Below are 17,280 nucleotides of genomic sequence, written 5' to 3'. Positions count from 1 at the left end.
TTTTTCACGCCTATGGAACATTTAATTAGTCAATCAAAAATGATTGGAATACTTCATTCCCTAATAATTTTCCTTTTCGCGTTAAACGCACATGTCCATTTTCCTCTTCAAGTAATCCTTGTTCTTGATTGCTTTGTAACTGCTTCGCGAAAACTTGATCCATCTCCACATTAAATTTATTGCGGAATGCCGTTTTAGAAACACCTTTTGTTTTTCGAAGTCCTAAGAACAGTTCTTCTTCCATTCTTTCTTTCTCCGTCACCTTATGAACATCTAAATACGGAAATCCTGTTTCATCAATTTTATTAAAATATTGCTTCAGCGGACCTACATTTTGAATACGTTCCCCATTCACATAACTATGAGCTCCAGCTCCAAAGCCATAATACTCTTCATTATTCCAGTATGTGAGATTATGTCTACTTTTATTGTCACCTTTTGAGAAATTACTAATTTCATACTGGTTATAACCGTGTTTCTCCATTTCATCCATTACCATTTCATACATTTTAGCTTCATGGTCTTCACCCGGAAGACGCAATTTCCCTTTATTCATTAAGTTATAAAACACTGTTTTAGGTTCCACAATTAATGAATATGCCGAGAAATGTTGTACACCAAGCGTAAAAGCAATGTCTAATGTTTCCTTCACATCTTCTATCGTTTGTCCTGGCAAAGCATAAATAATATCTACATTAATATTTTTAAAGCCTACTTCCTGAGCTTCTCGAATCGCTAGGAATGCATCTTCCCTCGTATGCTTGCGCCCGATTTTCTCAAGCAGTTCATCACGGAACGTTTGCACACCAAAACTAATTCGATTCACTCCACCTTCTAGTAGTACATTCAACTTCTCTTTCGGTAGATCTCCTGGATTCGCTTCAAATGTCAATTCACAATTCGGAGCAAACGGACGCAAATGACGATTAATAATCTCGAGTAATTTTTTTGTCTGTTCCATATTTAACGCTGTCGGAGTTCCACCGCCCACAAAAATCGTTTTCATACTATCAAACGGAACTTTTTGAACCGTATTTATTATTTCCTTCTCTAAGTAATCTAAATATTGATCAACCGGTTGGCGTTCAATAAACACTTTATTAAAATCACAATAGTGACAAATGTGCTGACAAAACGGAATATGAATATATGCAGCTTGTACCAAATATAACTCCTACCTTTCTAAAAAGAAAACCTCCGCACTCCGGAGGATTCTCTACTTCTCTAACGTATTACGAATTTGTTCCATTCGCATTTTTCCCCAATCATACATCATTTCAACGATCGGTAAAAGTGACATGCCTAGTTCCGTCATATAATACTCAACACGAGGAGGAATTTCGGGATATACTGTTCGATCAACAATCCCATCTTCCATTAACTCTTTTAATTGGTTCGACAAAACTTTATGAGAAATGCTTGGGAATAACCGTTGTAATTCACTAAAACGATGAGGCCCTTCCACACCAAGATGCCACAGTATCACAACTTTCCACTTTCCACTAATAATAGAAAGCGTCAATTCCTTTTCACAATTAAAATTGCCATTTTGTATTTTATCTTGAATATCTTTTCGAATATTTTCGGACATTAACAATCTCCTAACTCTATATGAACTAAAAAGCTCTCTCATTATTGTAAATGAGAGCTGCTCAGATGTCTAAAAAGTAATTATACAGAAAAAAGAAGCCGCACAAACGACTTCTTTTTTATTTCAAATATTAGTTGTCATCCATTTTCAGTACAGCCATGAATGCCTCTTGTGGCACTTCTACAGAACCAACAGACTTCATACGTTTTTTACCTTCTTTTTGCTTATCAAGAAGTTTACGCTTACGAGAAATGTCACCGCCGTAACATTTTGCAAGTACGTTTTTACGCATCGCCTTAATTGTAGAACGTGCTACAACTTTATTTCCGATAGTCGCCTGAATTGGTACTTCAAACTGTTGTCTCGGAATTAATTCTTTTAATTTCTCTACAATTACTTTACCACGGTCATACGCTGAATCACGGTGTACGATAAATGATAAAGCATCCACTTGTTCATTATTTAAAAGAATATCCATTTTCACAAGTTTAGATGGTTTATAACCAATTAACTCGTAGTCAAATGATGCATACCCTTTCGTATTTGATTTCAATTGATCGAAGAAGTCATATACGATTTCTGATAACGGGATTTCATATGTTAATGTAACACGCGTTTCATCTAAATATTGCATATCAATAAACGTTCCACGTTTACCTTGGCAAATTTCCATTACAGCTCCAACATAGTCATTCGGAACCATAATTGAAGCCTTCACAAACGGCTCTTCTACACGATCGATAGACTGTGGATCTGGCATATTAGATGGATTATCAACAATAACATCTTCACCGTTTGTTAAATAAACTTTATAAATAACGCTTGGCGCTGTTGTAATTAAGTCAATCTTAAATTCACGTTCAATACGTTCTTGAATGATTTCCATGTGAAGAAGTCCTAAGAATCCACAACGGAAACCAAATCCTAACGCTTGAGATGTTTCTGGTTCAAACTCAAGAGCAGAATCGTTTAACTCTAATTTTTCCAACGCATCACGTAAATCGTTATAACGAGCAGAATCAATTGGATACAGCCCACAGAATACCATCGGGTTTAATTTACGGTAACCTGGTAACGCCTCTGCAGCTGGACGTTTCGCATGTGTAATCGTATCACCAACACGTGTATCACCTACGTTTTTAATAGATGCTGCTAAGAAACCTACATCACCTACTGTTAACTCGTCACGTTGCGTAGTTTTCGGTGTAAATACACCTACTTCTGTTACTTCAAATTCTTTACCCGTTGCCATCATACGTACTTTATCGCCAACTTTTACCGTTCCATTTACAACACGGATATAAGCAATTACACCACGGTACGGATCATATAAAGAGTCGAAAATCATACATTGTAACGGCTCTTCTGAATCACCTGCCGGAGCTGGTACTTTTTCAACAATTTGTTCTAAAATTTCTTCAATACCAATTCCAGCTTTCGCAGAAGCAAGTACCGCTTCTGATGCATCTAAACCAATTACATCTTCTACCTCTTGACGTACACGTTCTGGATCCGCACTTGGTAAGTCGATTTTATTGATAACTGGTAAAATTTCTAAGTTGTTATCGAGCGCTAAGTATACGTTCGCTAACGTTTGAGCTTCAATACCTTGCGCTGCATCTACTACAAGAATCGCGCCTTCACAAGCCGCTAAACTACGAGATACTTCGTACGTAAAGTCGACGTGTCCTGGTGTATCAATTAAATGAAGAATATACTCTTCACCATCTTTTGCTTTATAGTTTAATTGAACTGCGTTTAATTTGATTGTAATACCACGCTCACGCTCTAAATCCATAGAGTCAAGCAACTGAGCTTTCATTTCGCGTTGTGTTAACGCATTTGTTTTCTCTAAAATACGGTCTGCTAACGTTGATTTTCCGTGGTCAATATGAGCAATAATAGAGAAATTACGAATTTTGGACTGTCTTTTTGCTCTTTCTTCTTTGTTCATCTATGTTCTCAACTCCTAATAGTCTCGCCAATATACACTAGCACTGATTATATCAATAGAGCAACAAAGATTCAATGAAAACTCGTGCTGCTTACGATACAAATCATTCTATCTATATCTTATGCGAATAAACCATAAGAGACAAACCCTTTTCAAATTTTAAAACGGTTGTCTTACAAATCAGTAAAACAACCATCTCCCATGCTACTCTTAGCTAAAAATCCCCTTTATTTTCCCAACAACTATATCCGTTCCGAACTTCGTCATTTCATAAGCTACACTTGCTACCGCCATCCCAATTCCTTCTACAACATTAAAACTTCTTAAACGTTCTAATTGTTGTTGTTTTTCTGAAGCTGAAAACGAACTACCCAAAATTTCTGATTCAACACCTGTACTCTCTGTCCCTGTCATATGAGCTATTTGTTCATACGACAATTGCCGATAACCTTTCATACTTTTCAAACCATGATTAGCAAGTGACACTCCTGCTATCATCATAAGTAAACATAAAGCTACACTACATATACACAAAAGCGCAAAACGACTCAAACTATTATCATCTTTCTCCCTCAATGTGTATACGCTCCCGTATTATCTTGATCAATTTGATGATGCAGCGCTGCATTTAAACCACTCGCTATTACATTCGCCATATCCTCAATAAAAGTATCTACTTCTTTTGGGGTCACCATTAAGTTATGACCAAGGGGCGATAGCACTTCATAAATCAACCTTCTTTTTTCTTCTTCTTCTAACGTACCAACAGCACCTAAAAACATATTTCGGCTCTTTTCATCTGGCATATCTTCTTCTGTTAATTTTTTCTTTTCTCCAAATGAAAATCCCGCTGGTAACAAAGATCTTGAAGGTTTGTTTCCTTCTTTCATCTCTCGACCAAAATGTTTCAAAATAAAATCAATCGTATCACTTGTAATCGAAACGGCATCGACCACAGTCGGAACACCAATTGCGATAACAGGGATACCTAATGTCTCTTTACTTAGTTCCTTACGTTTATTCCCAACCCCTGATCCAGGATGGATTCCAGTATCAGAAATTTGTATCGTGCTATTTACTCGTTCAATAGAACGGGCAGCTAATGCGTCAATCGCAATTACAAAGTCTGGATTTGTCTTCTCAATAATCCCATAAATAACATCGCTCGTTTCGATGCCTGTAATCCCCATTACCCCCGGCCGAATTGCACTAACAGGCCTGAATCCTTCTTCTACACTTTCAGGCTGCAATTGAAACAAATGTCTCGTTACTAATACATTTTCTACAACTATTGGCCCAAGAGCATCCGGTGTTACATTCCAATTCCCAAGGCCTACAATTAAACAGCTCGCTTCTTTTGTAACACCAACCTCTTCTAAGAAATAAGAAAATTCTTTTGCAAAAATACGCTCCACTTTTTGTTGAAGTTCTGTATCTTGCTGACGTATACCTTGTACTTCAAGCGTTAAATAATTTCCAGGTTTTTTACCCATCGCTTCAGAGGCAGCTTCATCAATTGTTACTTTTGTAATTATAGTACCTTCTTCTTCCCTCTCTTTTACAATTACCCCCTGTATCCCTTTTTGCTCTTCTTGGCTTTCTTGCAACATTTGATGAGCTTCTACAGCAAGGTCAGTTCTAACGCTATATTTACTTAAATCCAATGGTTCTTTCATCGTATCTCCTCCGTAATTCATAGTAAATATCGTTAGATTTCCCAAAGTTATATAAGGTCATTCTTTCCTTTACGTGAAATTTCATGGATATACTATTGCAATTCTCTTCACCGTTTGATAGAATATCACTTGTTCTATGTAAGAATCGAGTCATTCGATTGCACCAGGGAGGTGAAAAGTATGGCAAACATCAAATCTGCTATCAAACGCGCTAAACTTAGCGAAGAGCGTCGTGCACATAACGCTTCTATCAAGTCTGACATGCGTTCTGCTGTTAAAACTGTAGAAGCTTTAGTTACTAATAACGATCTTGAAAATGCTAAAGAAGCTTTCAAAACTGCTTCTAAAAAACTTGACAAAGCAGCACGTAAAGGTCTTATCCACCAAAACGCTGCATCTCGTCAAAAATCTCGCTTAGCGAAACAAGTAAACGCGTAAGGCGTTTAAAAAACGATCCATTTGGATCGTTTTTTTATATACAAAAAAAGTTCATGCACTAGGTACATGAACTTTTTTGTGTCATCACATATGATTTAATCGCATTAAGAAAAACTCGAGCACAAGTTTCTTATCCATCTTTCCCGTCTTCATACTATAATCAGCTTCCGCTAATTCTATAATCACTTTTTTTAATTCTTCAAAAGAGAAAAATTTCGTTTGATTCATCGCCAATTTTACACGATACGGATGTACACCAATATGAGATGCAATTTGATTTTGCCCATAACCACGTTGCTGTAACTCTTTCACTTGATACAACAAACGGAATTGACTCACTAATAACGCAAGCAATTTAATCGGTTCTTCCTGCTGCGTAAATAATCCATCCAAAATTTGCATTGCACCTGCAATATCTTTTTTCACCACTTTTTCTGTCAAAGCAAATACATTTTGCTCAACTGATTTTGGCACAAGCTCCGCAACAAGTTTCGTCGTAATCTCTCCGCCCATACCAACGTATAACGTTAACTTGTCCATTTCCTTCGCCAACATCGTTACATTACTTCCCACAAGCTCTAGCAACAAACTAACAGCCGCGTTATCAATGTGCACATGCACTTCATCTGCACGAGCAATAATCCACTTCTGAACATCCTGCACTTGCATCGCATTCGCTTCTACTACATCTGCTGTTTTCTTTAATAGTTTTGTAATTTTTTTTCGCTCATCAAGTTTTTCGTAAGGCGCAACAAAAACAAGAATAGAAAATGGAGAAGGTTCACCAATGTATTCTTCTAAAATTTTTATATTTTGCTCTAACTTTTCTTTTTGCGAAGTCAGAAATAGCGGTGATTTTATTAACAGTACTTTCCGTTCTCCAAAGAAAGGAAGCGTACGCGCATCCTCAACCACATCTTCTAAATATGCTTCTTCCAAATCGTATGTCACAACATTAAACTCTCGATCTTCTTCTTCAAGTGCTTCTGTCGTAATAAGCTTTATCGTTTCATTTATAAAAAAAGCTTCCGTTCCATATAGTAAATATAACGAAGCAAACTGTTTCTTTTTAATTTTTTTATGTATATCACTCATACTTTTTCCTACTCCCTAACTTGGCAATATATATTTATACTAATGCCCTAGCTTTTGTTTTACAAGTACAAAGGAACAGGCTTTATAACCCGTCCCTTTATTTATATTAAACGCCACGCAATAAGCCCCGGGTTTCTTATTGGTGTGCGGTAATCACCTTCCCTTTATTATTCACAATAAAAATTCGAGTATAAGTGCCAACTGTTAACATGCTTGGAAACAAAAAACTCACGTTACTTCATGATCTAAAAGTAGCAAAAAAGCTCATTTTCTCTTCATATGGAAATTGTAGATTTTTTTCTGACAATATTTTATACTAAAGTGGAATGTTGGGGAGGGATTCTAAATGAATGATTTTGAACAAAACGTTCAAAGTAAACGCAATGACGCTATTGATTCAGGGGTAGGATTTATCGTCTCATTTGGTTTTTTCGCAACACTTTTCATCATTGCAACTGTTATTAAATTTATCGGTTCTTAAAGGCTGCCACTTCATGGCAGTCTTCTCTTTTTCACCTATTATATGTCTTATCGTATGTGATTTTACTTTGAAAGGTTCCATTTTCCCCTTTAAAAACATAGGAAATAGCACCTTGCTTGTCCGTGCGCCATATCGCACTCCCCATCTTCTCCAAACGCTCTATCACTTCTTTATGTGGGTGTCCATATCTATTCTGCTTACCAACAGATATAATCGCTACACGGGGCTGTATAACGTTCAAAAAAGACTCTATAGATGACGTGTTACTTCCATGATGAGCAACTTTTAAAACATCTACTCGCAAATCTGGATACGCAGATACTAAAAACTGCTCTCCTTCTTCTTCTAAATCGCCTGTAAATAGCCACGTCAATCCTCCAAATTTTGCCCATATTACAATTGAAGCATTATTTTCACTTTTTTCTTTTCCTTTTGGAGCTAAAACGAAAAATTCAGCTTCATTTACACTCCAACTTTCCCCTTCCCCCACTTCAGTTATTTTCATTTCCTTTTCTAATGCCTGTTTCTTTACTACTTTTTCTAATACTGCATCTTTTCCCTTTCGGCCAAATACAACTTCTTTTACAGGTATATATGATAATAATTCTTGCGCAGCACCTATATGATCTGCATCTCCATGCGTTACGATTAATTTATCAATTGTTTTAATACCTTCTTTTTGTAAATAGGGTATTAAAACATCATTTCCAACAGAAAATTCATGCTTTTTTTGTTGCCACTCTTCCTTATTGACACGAAGCGTTCCACCTGTATCAATAAGATAAACCCCTTTATCATACGGAAGGCGAATTAATATTGCATCACCTTGTCCAACATCAATAAATGTTACACTTCCACTTCCTCTAAAATATGGATATACATAATGACACGTGCTAATAAAAAGAAATATACTCACAACTATACAAACCATTTTTTTCGGCGCTCTCCTTTCCCAAACCATCAATATACTGACAATACTCGCGCAATATACAGCTACAAGATTGAAGGACGTTTTCCCGAAAATAAGCTGGTTAAATGGTAAACTTTCACAATAACTTAGAAAAACATTAGACATACTCAAGCCTATTGATAACACATCCGCAAATCCTTTTGCGAGAAACGGGACAATTGGCATACACAGTAAAATAATAACGCTACATGGTAATACAATGATAGATAAAAACGGAACGTATAAAAGATTGAGGAAAATGCTATATGGAGAAAAATAACCAAAGTGATATAACAAAATCGGAGTACTAACGAGCTGTGAAATGATAGAAATATAAATAGAATTTCGGATTACTCCGTTGCTACTCACTAACAATAACGGAGCAGACAAAAGTAAAGCGAAGCTACCTACAAAAGAAAACTGAAATCCAATATTAAAAACAAGATAAGGGTCATATATAAGCATACATATAGCTGTTACACTTAAAGCATCTAAACTAGATAAACGAATCGAGCACATAAAAGCAATCAACGTCAAAACTCCTGTTATAGAAGCCCTTATAACAGAGGGTGACGCCCCTGCTAAAACCATATACAAAGGAATACAAATGATAAGGCAAATTGTTGCTACCTCCCTCGTCGCACCACTTCTTAGCAAAATAAAATATACTATCACCATTAACAATACAATGTGCGAACCTGAAATTGCTAACAAATGTACAAGACCAAACTGTTGATATTGCTCTTCCACTTCAAACGTCATTTGTTGTCTATCACCAAATAGTAACGCATTCATAAAAGCACCTGATTGCTCTGGAAACATCTCTGTAACTTTCGAGATTACTTGTTGCCTCAAAAGGAGAATCCGTTGCATGAGCGACAGTGATGTTTTATAGCATTCAGAAATATATGCAGCCTCAAATGTGAAATGAATATGTTGCTTGTATAAATAATCACGGTAATTAAAACCATGAAAATTCCGAGCTGTTTGCGGTTCTTTCCTCTCACCCTCGAATACACATGATATCCCTGCGTATAATTGTTGCATTTTTTCCTTTTCCAAGGCTGATTTTATTCTATAACTTAACTGCACTATATTTTTATTGTGATCTTCAAACTGAAAAGATAGGCGATCTCCATTAACAAGCGGTGTGTTTTGTATAACCCCTCTTGTAACTCCATAGGGCTCTCCTAGAGACTTATTCCACCCTTGAACATAGGAAGTGTATATAGCGCCACTAAAGCACGCTACAATGCAAAAAAAGAAGGTTTTACGCGAAGTGCGATATAAACAGAAGAAACCATTTAAAAAGAGGCAAAAAACTATCAATAAAAGTGACGAGGAAAAGGCAATTGCAATCCCTATTATAAACGAGATTGCAACATACCCCCATTGTTCCTGCAACTTATACTCACTCCTTATAGCATCATTTTTGCTTTCGTGAATACATGCTGTAATTCTTCCATTGATAAATTATCTTTTTCTAAAGACGCAAATAATTCTTTTAACTCCGTATAACGTTTTTGCTCCTCTAATGCAGCGATATCATATTCTAGCGGAACGTGCTTCACTGTTACATTCGCTTGTTCAAATAACTCTATGGCGTATGGATGATTTTTATAATCCTGCGCATAATAAACCGCTGTAATACCACTTTGAATAATTGCCTTACAACATTGTAAACAAGGGAAATGCGTAACGTAAATTTCTGCTTCCTCTGTTTTCGCACCAAACTTGGCACATTGTAATAAAGCATTCATTTCGGCATGAATTGTCCGAACACAATGATTATCGATTACGTAACAACCATCATCTATACAATGTACGCCACCTTTAATCGAACCATTATATCCACCAGCAATAATTCGTTTATCGCGAACGATTGTCGCTCCTACCGCAAGCCTTGTACATGTACTACGTAACGATAGTAGATGGCTTTGCGTCATAAAATATTGATCCCATGAAATTCGTTCCATATTTTTCACCTACTTTTTTGTCTACTTGTAGTGTAGCGAAAGAAGAAAAACTTCGTCAATCTTTTACGGAATAATAATTTGATCTTTTATCTTTTCAAGAGACTTCGCACCAATCCCATCAATCTCTAATAAATCTTCTATTTTCTGAAACGGACCATGCTCTTCTCGATATTTCAAAATACTTTCTGCCTTTCGAGAGCCAATCCCTGTAATTTTTTCCAATTGCTCTTTCGCTGCTGTATTTATTCGAATCTTGCCATCTTCCTTAGAAGAAGTAAACATCCCTTGTTCTGGCTCATTTTTACTCGGTATATAAAGAAGCATTTGATCTTGTACAATTTGTGCTAAATTCACTTTTTTCATATCTACTTCTGATAAAAAACCACCAGCCTTTTGAACCGCATCCTTTACGCGATCTCCTTCCTTCATTTCATATACCCCTTCTTTATTAACCGCTCCTTTCACATCAATTATAATTGTTCTTTTCTGTTCCTTTGTATCCGATATTTTCGGTTTACCCTTTTTTTCTATCTCCTTCTCTTGCACATTCATTGTAATAGGCGTTCGTTCTACACTCTGATTCGTTTTCCAAAAAACAAGAAAAAGTAAAGTTCCAATAATAGCTACTAAACCTAACCACTTTTTCGGAAAATCCCACATCATTTTACACCTCTAATCATAAATTTATAACATCATTCATATTGTTTAGGAGAAAGCTGTTACGAAGGAGGGATGAAACTTTGAACATAGGAATTATAGGGACAGGAAACATGGGGAATATACTAATCGATGCATTTTTAGAAACCCGTGCTGTCAAACCTTCGTGCCTTACAATCATTAATCGGACGCCTGCCAAAGCATATCACATAAAAGAAAAATACCCTTCTGTTCATATAGCAAAAACAATCCCGGAAGTAATCGAACAATCACAACTTATTTTTATTTGCGTTAAGCCGATAGATATATACCCTATCCTAAAAAAATACGCTGAACATTTTTCTGATGAAACGTGCTTAGTTTCTATTACAAGTCCAATATCTCCATCACAATTAGAGACTCTCGTACCGTGCCACGTCGCACGTATCATTCCAAGTATCACAAATCGCGCCCTCTCTGGCGCCTCACTATTTACATTTGGAAATAATTGCTCTGAAGAATGGCAACAAAAACTACTTCGTCTATTCAAAAATATTTCTACACCTCTTGTAATAGAAGAAGATATAACACGTGTTTCATCTGATATAGCAAGTTGCGGTCCTGCTTTCTTTAGTTATTTACTACAATGCTTCATTAACGCTGCTGTAGATAAAACAAATATTACACACGAAGAGGCTACTACTTTAGTAAGTGAAATGGTCGTGGGGATGGGGAAATTACTTGAAAAAGAAATCTTCACATTACCTACCTTACAAGAAAAGGTTTGCGTGAAAGGCGGCGTTACCGGGGAAGGCATTCGGGTTTTAGAAGAACACGTTGGAGATATGTTCCATAAGTTAATCGAGCGAACACATGAAAAATTTGATGAAGATTTAGAATGCGTTGATCAGCAATTCAATAAACACACATAATAAATACGTCATTTTCATTCCAAATCCTTTTTATAAATACTTACTTTTTTACAATACATTTTCACTTCAACTACTATTCCCACACTTTACGCATACGATCTTCAGATTATGCTAGAACTAAAAATACATCTTCTTTATAAAACAAAAGCAACCTTCTCGGTTGCTTTTGTTTTATTTGTTTTATCCGTTTTTCTTCGCCATGAAGAAAATACGCTCTGTTTGTTCTGTAACTTCAAGTCGCTCAAAATCACCTGTTACACGAAGAACTGTAAAACCTGCTTCTTCAAGCCATTTCGTTAACTCTTCCACTTGATATGCACGTTGCACGTGACATTCATCAAACCGATGGTACACATCTTCTTCCGGATCTTGAACAAAGAATGTCAAATCATGCTCTACACTATTTGATTCTTCACCAGGGAAGCAATTCCAAATAAGAGATATTTCTTCTCCATTCACTGTATACGTTTCATTTTGAAATACATGATGTATTTTATATAAAGAATGTACATCAAATAAAAACAAACCATCTTGACGCAAATGGTGAAACACTCTTCTAAATGTTTCTTGTACTCCATCTTCTTGCAATACATAATTTAATGAATCACAAAAGATAGTGACACAGTCAAACTCACCTGGAACATCAAGCTCTCGCATGTCTTGTTGGTAAAAAGGAATAAAGTATCCCTCTCCTCCTAGTTTTTGCTGAGCGACTGTTAACATTTCTTCTGAAAGATCGACACCTATTAAATCGTAACCCTTTTGCACAAGCGGAAGGGTTACATTACCCGTACCGCATGCTACATCAAGAATTTTTGCCTCTTTCATATCTGCCTGCTGCAGGCTTTCCTCTGTGAATTCTACCCATTTATCATAAGGGACATCATTCATCAGTTCGTCGTACAACAATGCAAATTGTTCGTATTTCATTGGCCTAGCTCTTCTGTTATATCTTCACGTGGCACATCGCCCCATAGACGCTCTAAATTATAGTGATTACGCTCATCTTTATGGAATACATGGGCAACTACATCTCCAAGATCAACTAATACCCAACGTGCTTCGTCAAAACCTTCCATACGTTGTACGTCGATTTGGAACTCATGTGCTTTTGATTTAATTTCACGTGCAATTGCTTGCACTTGTTTATCTGAATTACCGTGACAAATAATGAAATAATCTGCAATTGGTGAAATACCTTGCATATTTAGGACAACCATATCTTCTGCTCTTTTATCATCAGCTGCTTTTGCCGCTAACACTAATAAATCTTTATCGTTCATTTACTCATTTCCTCCTTGATAACTGCATTGTATGTTTGGAATGTTAATGGATAAATCGTCTGATTTTTTTCCATTAAAAATTGAATTGTTCTCTTTAAGGCAAATAATAAAGCTTGATTTATATCCGTATATGCGAGTTTACGAGCCTCTTCCACACCTGGAAACTTTCGCCCTGGCTCAATGTAATCAGCTACATAAATCACTTTATCTAACATCGTCATGTTCTCATGACCACTTGTATGATATGTAATAGCTTGCAATATTTCAGAATCCGTAATGCCTACCTCTTTTTCTACTAAGTATGCCCCAACAGGCGCATGCCACAACTCTTTATTATAGCAAAGTAAATCTTTCGGCAAATCTTCACGTTTAATAATCTCTTCCATCTCTGAAATTGCTCTACATTTCGCATAATCATGGAATATAGCTGCCATCTCTGCTTTTTTCTCGTCCACACCGTATAACTTAGCAAGCTCAATCGCTGTCTCCATTACACCAATTGTGTGTATATAACGTTTTTCATGCATTTGTTGTTTGACAATATGCAGTGCATTCTCACGATTCATACAACCCATTCCTCTCGATATATACCTGTACTTTTTCAGGAAGTAAATATTTACACGTTTTCTTCTCCTTATATCTCTCACGTAATAAGGATGAAGAAACTGCAAATTCCGGAATTTCCACTGTAGTAATCTTATATGGTGTATGCAATGTATACCCAGGTCTTGCAACTCCAACAAATGTTACAAGATTAAGTAAAGCTTCAATGTTATACCACTTCGGTAAATACTCAACCATATCCCCACCGATAATAAAGTGAAACTGCACATCCGGATACTTCTTCGTCAATTGTAACATAGTGTCATACGTATAAGATGGGCCCTTCCTGCTTAGCTCTTCTAAACAAATAGAAAAGTGTTCTTCTGCCTCAGTCGCAAGCTCTAACATATGTAAACGACTTTCTATACTTGTAATATTACGTCCTTGTTTATGTGGCGGAATCTGGTTTGGCAAGAACCATACTTCTTCCAATTCCAAAGCGTGATATACTTCATTTGCAATTAGCAAATGTCCATAGTGAGGCGGATCAAATGTACCGCCAATGATGCCAATTTTCCTCAAAAGAAACGCCCCTTCCTTTTACATACAGCAACTCTCCTTGGTTAGGAACGAAGAGAGTTGCTATTAATAAAAGTTCAATTGGTTTCGCTCTCTACATCATTACGCATCAGCGATAAAAAATAGCGCATGCTAATCTTTTTATCGAGGAAGCTTAATTTGTTTATTTTCTCTTGATTCTTTGTATAAAACGATTGTACTTCCAATTACTTGAACGATTTCAGCACGTGCACCTTTTGCAAGTTCTTCCGCAACCTCACGGCGATCAAATTCACAGTTTTGTAATACACTCACTTTAAATAGTTCACGAACTTCTAACGCTTCTCCAATTTGTTTTACCATATTTTCATTTACTCCGCCTTTTCCTACTTGAAAAATTGGTGTTAAATGATGTGCTTGTGCACGTAAAAATCTTTTTTGTTTTCCTGTTAACATATATGTTAGCCTCCAAGCTTTTCTATAACTAATTGTTTCATTCGATCAATATTTGGTACACGTCCTGTCCACATTTCAAATGCAAGTGCTCCTTGATAAACAAACATATCAATACCATTGTGAATGATTGCACCTTGCTCTTTTGCCTCACATAAAATTTTCGTTTCAAATGGATTATAAATTATATCTGATACAATCGTTCCTTTTTTTAACGAACACATTTGTAATGGCGTATGTTCGACGTGTGGATGCATACCTATCGTTGTCGTCTGAATGATAATATCATAATTTCCTTGTTCTTCTGTCGCTTTTTCTAACGACAAAGCAACAGAATTAACATCGGCCGTACGTGCAGCAATAAGTTCTTTCGCCTTATCTACTGTACGATTGGCTACATCAATCTCTTTTACACCTACATCAGCAAGAGAAAAATAAATAGCTCGGCTAGCACCACCTGCACCAAGTAACAAAATACGTTTCCCTTGAAGTGGTTCATTACTAATTGACTGCAGCGCTCGAACAAAACCAATTCCATCTGTGTTATAGCCAATTAACCTTCCATTCTTATGAACCACTGTATTTACTGCACCGATTTTCCTTGCCAATGGATCAATCTCATCCAAATACTCCATGATAGCAACCTTGTGCGGAGTTGTTACATTAAATCCTGAAATACCTAATGCTTTTAAACCTCTTACTGCTTCCCCTAGCGCTTCCTCTTCAACAAGGAATGCATGATAATGGGCATCCATATTCAAGTGTTCAAATGCATCGTTATGCATAACGGGTGATAATGAATGTCCAATTGGATTTCCGATTACACCATATAATTGTTTCATAAATCCCTCTCCATATTAAATTAAAGATTTACGTAGTGAAACACTTACTCCTTTTGGTACGTGTGCAACAATTTTTGCGCCTGGTTCGTTCACAGTAACCCATCCTAATCCAGAGAATACAACATCCGTCTTTGGTTCACGAATATTAAATTCGTATTTCACTAACTCAGGCATATTTGCTAATTCTTCTGGTGTTGGCGGGCTTAGTAAATCTCCAGCATGATTTTTATATAATTCATCTGCTTTCTCAAGCTTTGTACGATGGATTGTTAAACGATTCGAGAAGTGACAAGTAAACGCACGACGACCACCACTTACATAATCAAAACGTGCCAATCCACTAAAGAATAACGTTTGTTCTTCATTTAATTGGAATACCATCGGCTTAATTTCTTTTGTTGGTGTAATAAGCTTTAAGCTTTGCTTCCCAACATAATGAGCCATTTGGTGGTGGTTAATAATACCTGGCGTATCATATAAAGAAGATTCTTCGTCTAATGGAATATCAATTAAATCCAGTGTTGTTCCTGGGAAATGAGATGTTGTAATTACATTTTCAGTCTCATCACTAAATTCTTTAATCATACGATTAATAAATGTCGATTTCCCTACATTCGTACATCCAACAACGTAAACATCTTTGCCGCCGCGATAATACTCAATAGCATCTGCTAGTTCAGCAATTCCTTGTCCCTTCGCTGCACTAATTAAAAAGACATCTTCTGGTTTTAATCCTAGCTGCTTTGCACTATAGCGCATCCAATGCTTTACTTTATCATGTTTTACTGACTTTGGAATTAAATCAGCTTTATTTCCAACAAGTAATACTTTATTATTTCCTACGAAACGATGTAAGCCAGGTAACCAGCTACCATTAAAATCAAAAATATCTACAATTTTGACTACTAATGCATCTGATTTTCCAATTCCATTTAAAATGCGTAGGAAGTCATCATCTGTTAACGATACATCTTGAATTTCATTGTAATGCTTCAAGCGAAAACAACGTTGACAAATGACTTGTTCTTTCTCTAAAGATGAGGTAGGAGCATACCCCACTTCGTTTTTATTTTCTGTTTGAATTTCTACACCGCAACCAATACATTTAATTGTTTCAGTCAAACTTTATTCCTCCCAGTTAATTAAACCTTTTTTCTTCATATTTTTCATGATTCTTCGTTCAATTTTTCGATTAAAGCGCGTCACTAATCCGTCCGTTTGTGCTACCGGTACAACTAAAATTGTATGAAGCCCTACTCGGTTTCCACCCAGCACATCAGTCAGTAACTGATCTCCAATTACTACAACTTCCTCTGCCTGCAGATGCATCTCTTGTATCGCACGCTTAAACGCTCGAACAAATGGTTTACGTGCACTATGAATAAATGGAATACCTAATGGATCAGCAAAATCTTTTACACGTTGCTCATTATTATTTGAAACAACCGTTACTTGGATGCCTTGCTCTTTCATTTTTAAGAACCATTCTTCAAGTTGCGGGGTTGCATTTGGACGATCCCATTCAATTAAAGTGTTATCTAAATCAGTAATAACACCTTTAATCCCACGTTTTTTTAAATCTTCTGGTTGAACATGATATACATTTTTCACGTATTCATTTGGTAAAAATAGCTTCAATTTCTTTCACCTCTTTGAGGATTTTTCATAAAATTTTTCGACAACATTTTTCGATATATAACCTGTGGATAAAATTGTACACATTTTCCACATTAATCTTTCAGTTAATTTGGAATTTACTAACAAACTATACACACTTTATCCACCTAGGTATGTGGATAACCACTCGTTTGTGACTGTCATACTTTTTTGGTACATTAAATGCATCAACGAATCAATCCTTATATTATTAGGA

20 protein-coding genes are annotated in these 17,280 nt (G+C 36.3%); 3 read left to right on the top strand and 17 right to left on the bottom strand.

Features of this window, described 5'->3' with window-relative positions; translation table 11 throughout:
• Positions 1-25 precede the first annotated feature (25 nt).
• The 5 genes from hemW to gpr form a co-directional block, all read right to left on the bottom strand.
• Entirely contained in the window at positions 26-1,165 is a 1,140-nt protein-coding gene (gene hemW / locus IBT51_RS03930) for a radical SAM family heme chaperone HemW (RefSeq protein WP_000249436.1), read from the bottom strand.
• Between the two features lie 51 nt (positions 1,166-1,216).
• A complete protein-coding gene (locus IBT51_RS03925; RefSeq protein WP_001293539.1) occupies positions 1,217-1,591 on the bottom strand; it encodes a winged helix-turn-helix transcriptional regulator in 375 nt (124 codons plus the stop codon).
• A gap of 130 nt (positions 1,592-1,721) precedes the next feature.
• Positions 1,722-3,545 (bottom strand): elongation factor 4, encoded by a 1,824-nt coding sequence (gene lepA, locus IBT51_RS03920; RefSeq protein ID WP_001030948.1) that lies wholly within the window; start codon positions 3,543-3,545, stop codon positions 1,722-1,724.
• A gap of 210 nt (positions 3,546-3,755) precedes the next feature.
• Positions 3,756-4,121: a YqxA family protein gene (locus tag IBT51_RS03915; RefSeq protein ID WP_001207095.1), complete on the bottom strand. Its 366-nt coding sequence runs from the start codon at positions 4,119-4,121 to the stop codon at positions 3,756-3,758.
• The gene (gene gpr / locus IBT51_RS03910) at positions 4,118-5,221 is read right to left on the bottom strand and encodes a GPR endopeptidase (RefSeq protein WP_000662644.1); all 1,104 of its coding nucleotides are present in this window, start codon (positions 5,219-5,221) and stop codon (positions 4,118-4,120) included. Before gpr ends, IBT51_RS03915 begins: the two co-directional genes overlap by 4 nt.
• A 180-nt stretch (positions 5,222-5,401) precedes the next feature.
• Here gpr and rpsT point away from each other — a divergent pair, with 180 nt between their 5' ends.
• Positions 5,402-5,659: a 30S ribosomal protein S20 gene (rpsT, locus tag IBT51_RS03905; protein ID WP_001274012.1), complete on the top strand. Its 258-nt coding sequence runs from the start codon at positions 5,402-5,404 to the stop codon at positions 5,657-5,659.
• 84 nt (positions 5,660-5,743) lie between these two features.
• Here rpsT and holA read toward each other — a convergent pair whose 3' ends face one another.
• Positions 5,744-6,754 carry a DNA polymerase III subunit delta gene (holA, locus tag IBT51_RS03900; protein ID WP_001279933.1) on the bottom strand — a complete coding sequence of 337 codons (1,011 nt, stop codon included), beginning with the start codon at positions 6,752-6,754 and terminating at the stop codon, positions 5,744-5,746.
• Positions 6,755-7,100: 346 nt separating this feature from the next.
• Between holA and IBT51_RS03895 the strand changes: the two genes are divergently transcribed.
• Positions 7,101-7,235 (top strand): YqzM family protein, encoded by a 135-nt coding sequence (locus IBT51_RS03895; protein ID WP_000997609.1) that lies wholly within the window; start codon positions 7,101-7,103, stop codon positions 7,233-7,235.
• Between the two features lie 31 nt (positions 7,236-7,266).
• On the opposite strand, the gene IBT51_RS03890 is transcribed toward IBT51_RS03895, so the two are convergent.
• The 3 genes from IBT51_RS03890 to IBT51_RS03880 all read right to left on the bottom strand — a co-directional run bounded on the left by IBT51_RS03890 (position 7,267) and on the right by IBT51_RS03880 (position 10,823).
• On the bottom strand, positions 7,267-9,588 hold the full coding sequence (locus tag IBT51_RS03890; protein ID WP_088022813.1) for a DNA internalization-related competence protein ComEC/Rec2: 2,322 nt from the start codon (positions 9,586-9,588) through the stop codon (positions 7,267-7,269).
• Positions 9,589-9,602: 14 nt separating this feature from the next.
• Positions 9,603-10,160 (bottom strand): ComE operon protein 2, encoded by a 558-nt coding sequence (locus IBT51_RS03885; protein ID WP_000439773.1) that lies wholly within the window; start codon positions 10,158-10,160, stop codon positions 9,603-9,605.
• A gap of 63 nt (positions 10,161-10,223) precedes the next feature.
• Positions 10,224-10,823, bottom strand: coding sequence for a helix-hairpin-helix domain-containing protein (locus IBT51_RS03880; RefSeq protein ID WP_053563636.1), 600 nt, complete (start codon positions 10,821-10,823; stop codon positions 10,224-10,226).
• Positions 10,824-10,900: 77 nt separating this feature from the next.
• Between IBT51_RS03880 and comER the strand changes: the two genes are divergently transcribed.
• Positions 10,901-11,728 carry a late competence protein ComER gene (gene comER / locus IBT51_RS03875; RefSeq protein WP_053563635.1) on the top strand — a complete coding sequence of 276 codons (828 nt, stop codon included), beginning with the start codon at positions 10,901-10,903 and terminating at the stop codon, positions 11,726-11,728.
• A 180-nt stretch (positions 11,729-11,908) separates the two neighbouring features.
• Here the strand turns inward: comER and IBT51_RS03870 are convergent, their stop codons facing one another.
• The 8 genes from IBT51_RS03870 to IBT51_RS03835 all read right to left on the bottom strand — a co-directional run bounded on the left by IBT51_RS03870 (position 11,909) and on the right by IBT51_RS03835 (position 17,045).
• A complete protein-coding gene (locus IBT51_RS03870) occupies positions 11,909-12,658 on the bottom strand; it encodes a class I SAM-dependent methyltransferase (RefSeq protein ID WP_000873069.1) in 750 nt (249 codons plus the stop codon).
• Positions 12,655-13,011 carry a ribosome silencing factor gene (rsfS, locus tag IBT51_RS03865; protein WP_000998173.1) on the bottom strand — a complete coding sequence of 119 codons (357 nt, stop codon included), beginning with the start codon at positions 13,009-13,011 and terminating at the stop codon, positions 12,655-12,657. The genes IBT51_RS03870 and rsfS overlap by 4 nt, the downstream gene beginning before the upstream one ends.
• Complete coding sequence (gene yqeK, locus IBT51_RS03860; protein WP_001078478.1) at positions 13,008-13,577, bottom strand: bis(5'-nucleosyl)-tetraphosphatase (symmetrical) YqeK; 570 nt, start codon at positions 13,575-13,577, stop codon at positions 13,008-13,010. The genes rsfS and yqeK overlap by 4 nt, the downstream gene beginning before the upstream one ends.
• On the bottom strand, positions 13,567-14,136 hold the full coding sequence (nadD, locus tag IBT51_RS03855) for a nicotinate-nucleotide adenylyltransferase (RefSeq protein WP_001226037.1): 570 nt from the start codon (positions 14,134-14,136) through the stop codon (positions 13,567-13,569). Before nadD ends, yqeK begins: the two co-directional genes overlap by 11 nt.
• 138 nt (positions 14,137-14,274) lie before the next feature.
• A complete protein-coding gene (yhbY, locus tag IBT51_RS03850) occupies positions 14,275-14,568 on the bottom strand; it encodes a ribosome assembly RNA-binding protein YhbY (RefSeq protein ID WP_000955227.1) in 294 nt (97 codons plus the stop codon).
• Between the two features lie 5 nt (positions 14,569-14,573).
• Positions 14,574-15,407, bottom strand: a complete 834-nt coding sequence (gene aroE / locus IBT51_RS03845; protein ID WP_200458074.1) for a shikimate dehydrogenase — start codon at positions 15,405-15,407, stop codon at positions 14,574-14,576.
• A 15-nt stretch (positions 15,408-15,422) separates the two neighbouring features.
• Positions 15,423-16,529: a ribosome biogenesis GTPase YqeH gene (gene yqeH, locus IBT51_RS03840; protein WP_000140807.1), complete on the bottom strand. Its 1,107-nt coding sequence runs from the start codon at positions 16,527-16,529 to the stop codon at positions 15,423-15,425.
• Between the two features lie 3 nt (positions 16,530-16,532).
• Positions 16,533-17,045 (bottom strand): YqeG family HAD IIIA-type phosphatase, encoded by a 513-nt coding sequence (locus IBT51_RS03835; protein WP_000765307.1) that lies wholly within the window; start codon positions 17,043-17,045, stop codon positions 16,533-16,535.
• Positions 17,046-17,280 lie beyond the last annotated feature (235 nt).

Origin of the sequence: Bacillus sp. S71, assembly GCF_016625265.1 — a bacterium.
In the GTDB taxonomy this organism is placed as follows: domain Bacteria; phylum Bacillota; class Bacilli; order Bacillales; family Bacillaceae_G; genus Bacillus_A; species Bacillus_A cereus.
This window is presented reverse-complemented; position numbering and strand designations above follow the sequence as displayed.

Excerpts from the sequence above, each read along its gene's own strand:
- IBT51_RS03925 (WP_001293539.1), bottom strand. The coding sequence starts at position 1,591 with ATGTCCGAAAATATTCGAAAAGATATTCAAGATAAAATACAAAATGGC.
- lepA (WP_001030948.1), bottom strand. The coding sequence starts at position 3,545 with ATGAACAAAGAAGAAAGAGCAAAAAGACAGTCCAAAATTCGTAATTTC.
- gpr (WP_000662644.1), bottom strand. The coding sequence starts at position 5,221 with ATGAAAGAACCATTGGATTTAAGTAAATATAGCGTTAGAACTGACCTT.
- rpsT (WP_001274012.1), top strand. The coding sequence starts at position 5,402 with ATGGCAAACATCAAATCTGCTATCAAACGCGCTAAACTTAGCGAAGAG.
- holA (WP_001279933.1), bottom strand. The coding sequence starts at position 6,754 with ATGAGTGATATACATAAAAAAATTAAAAAGAAACAGTTTGCTTCGTTA.
- IBT51_RS03895 (WP_000997609.1), top strand. The coding sequence starts at position 7,101 with ATGAATGATTTTGAACAAAACGTTCAAAGTAAACGCAATGACGCTATT.
- IBT51_RS03885 (WP_000439773.1), bottom strand. The coding sequence starts at position 10,160 with ATGGAACGAATTTCATGGGATCAATATTTTATGACGCAAAGCCATCTA.
- IBT51_RS03880 (WP_053563636.1), bottom strand. The coding sequence starts at position 10,823 with ATGATGTGGGATTTTCCGAAAAAGTGGTTAGGTTTAGTAGCTATTATT.
- IBT51_RS03870 (WP_000873069.1), bottom strand. The coding sequence starts at position 12,658 with ATGAAATACGAACAATTTGCATTGTTGTACGACGAACTGATGAATGAT.
- rsfS (WP_000998173.1), bottom strand. The coding sequence starts at position 13,011 with ATGAACGATAAAGATTTATTAGTGTTAGCGGCAAAAGCAGCTGATGAT.
- yqeK (WP_001078478.1), bottom strand. The coding sequence starts at position 13,577 with ATGAATCGTGAGAATGCACTGCATATTGTCAAACAACAAATGCATGAA.
- yhbY (WP_000955227.1), bottom strand. The coding sequence starts at position 14,568 with ATGTTAACAGGAAAACAAAAAAGATTTTTACGTGCACAAGCACATCAT.
- aroE (WP_200458074.1), bottom strand. The coding sequence starts at position 15,407 with ATGAAACAATTATATGGTGTAATCGGAAATCCAATTGGACATTCATTA.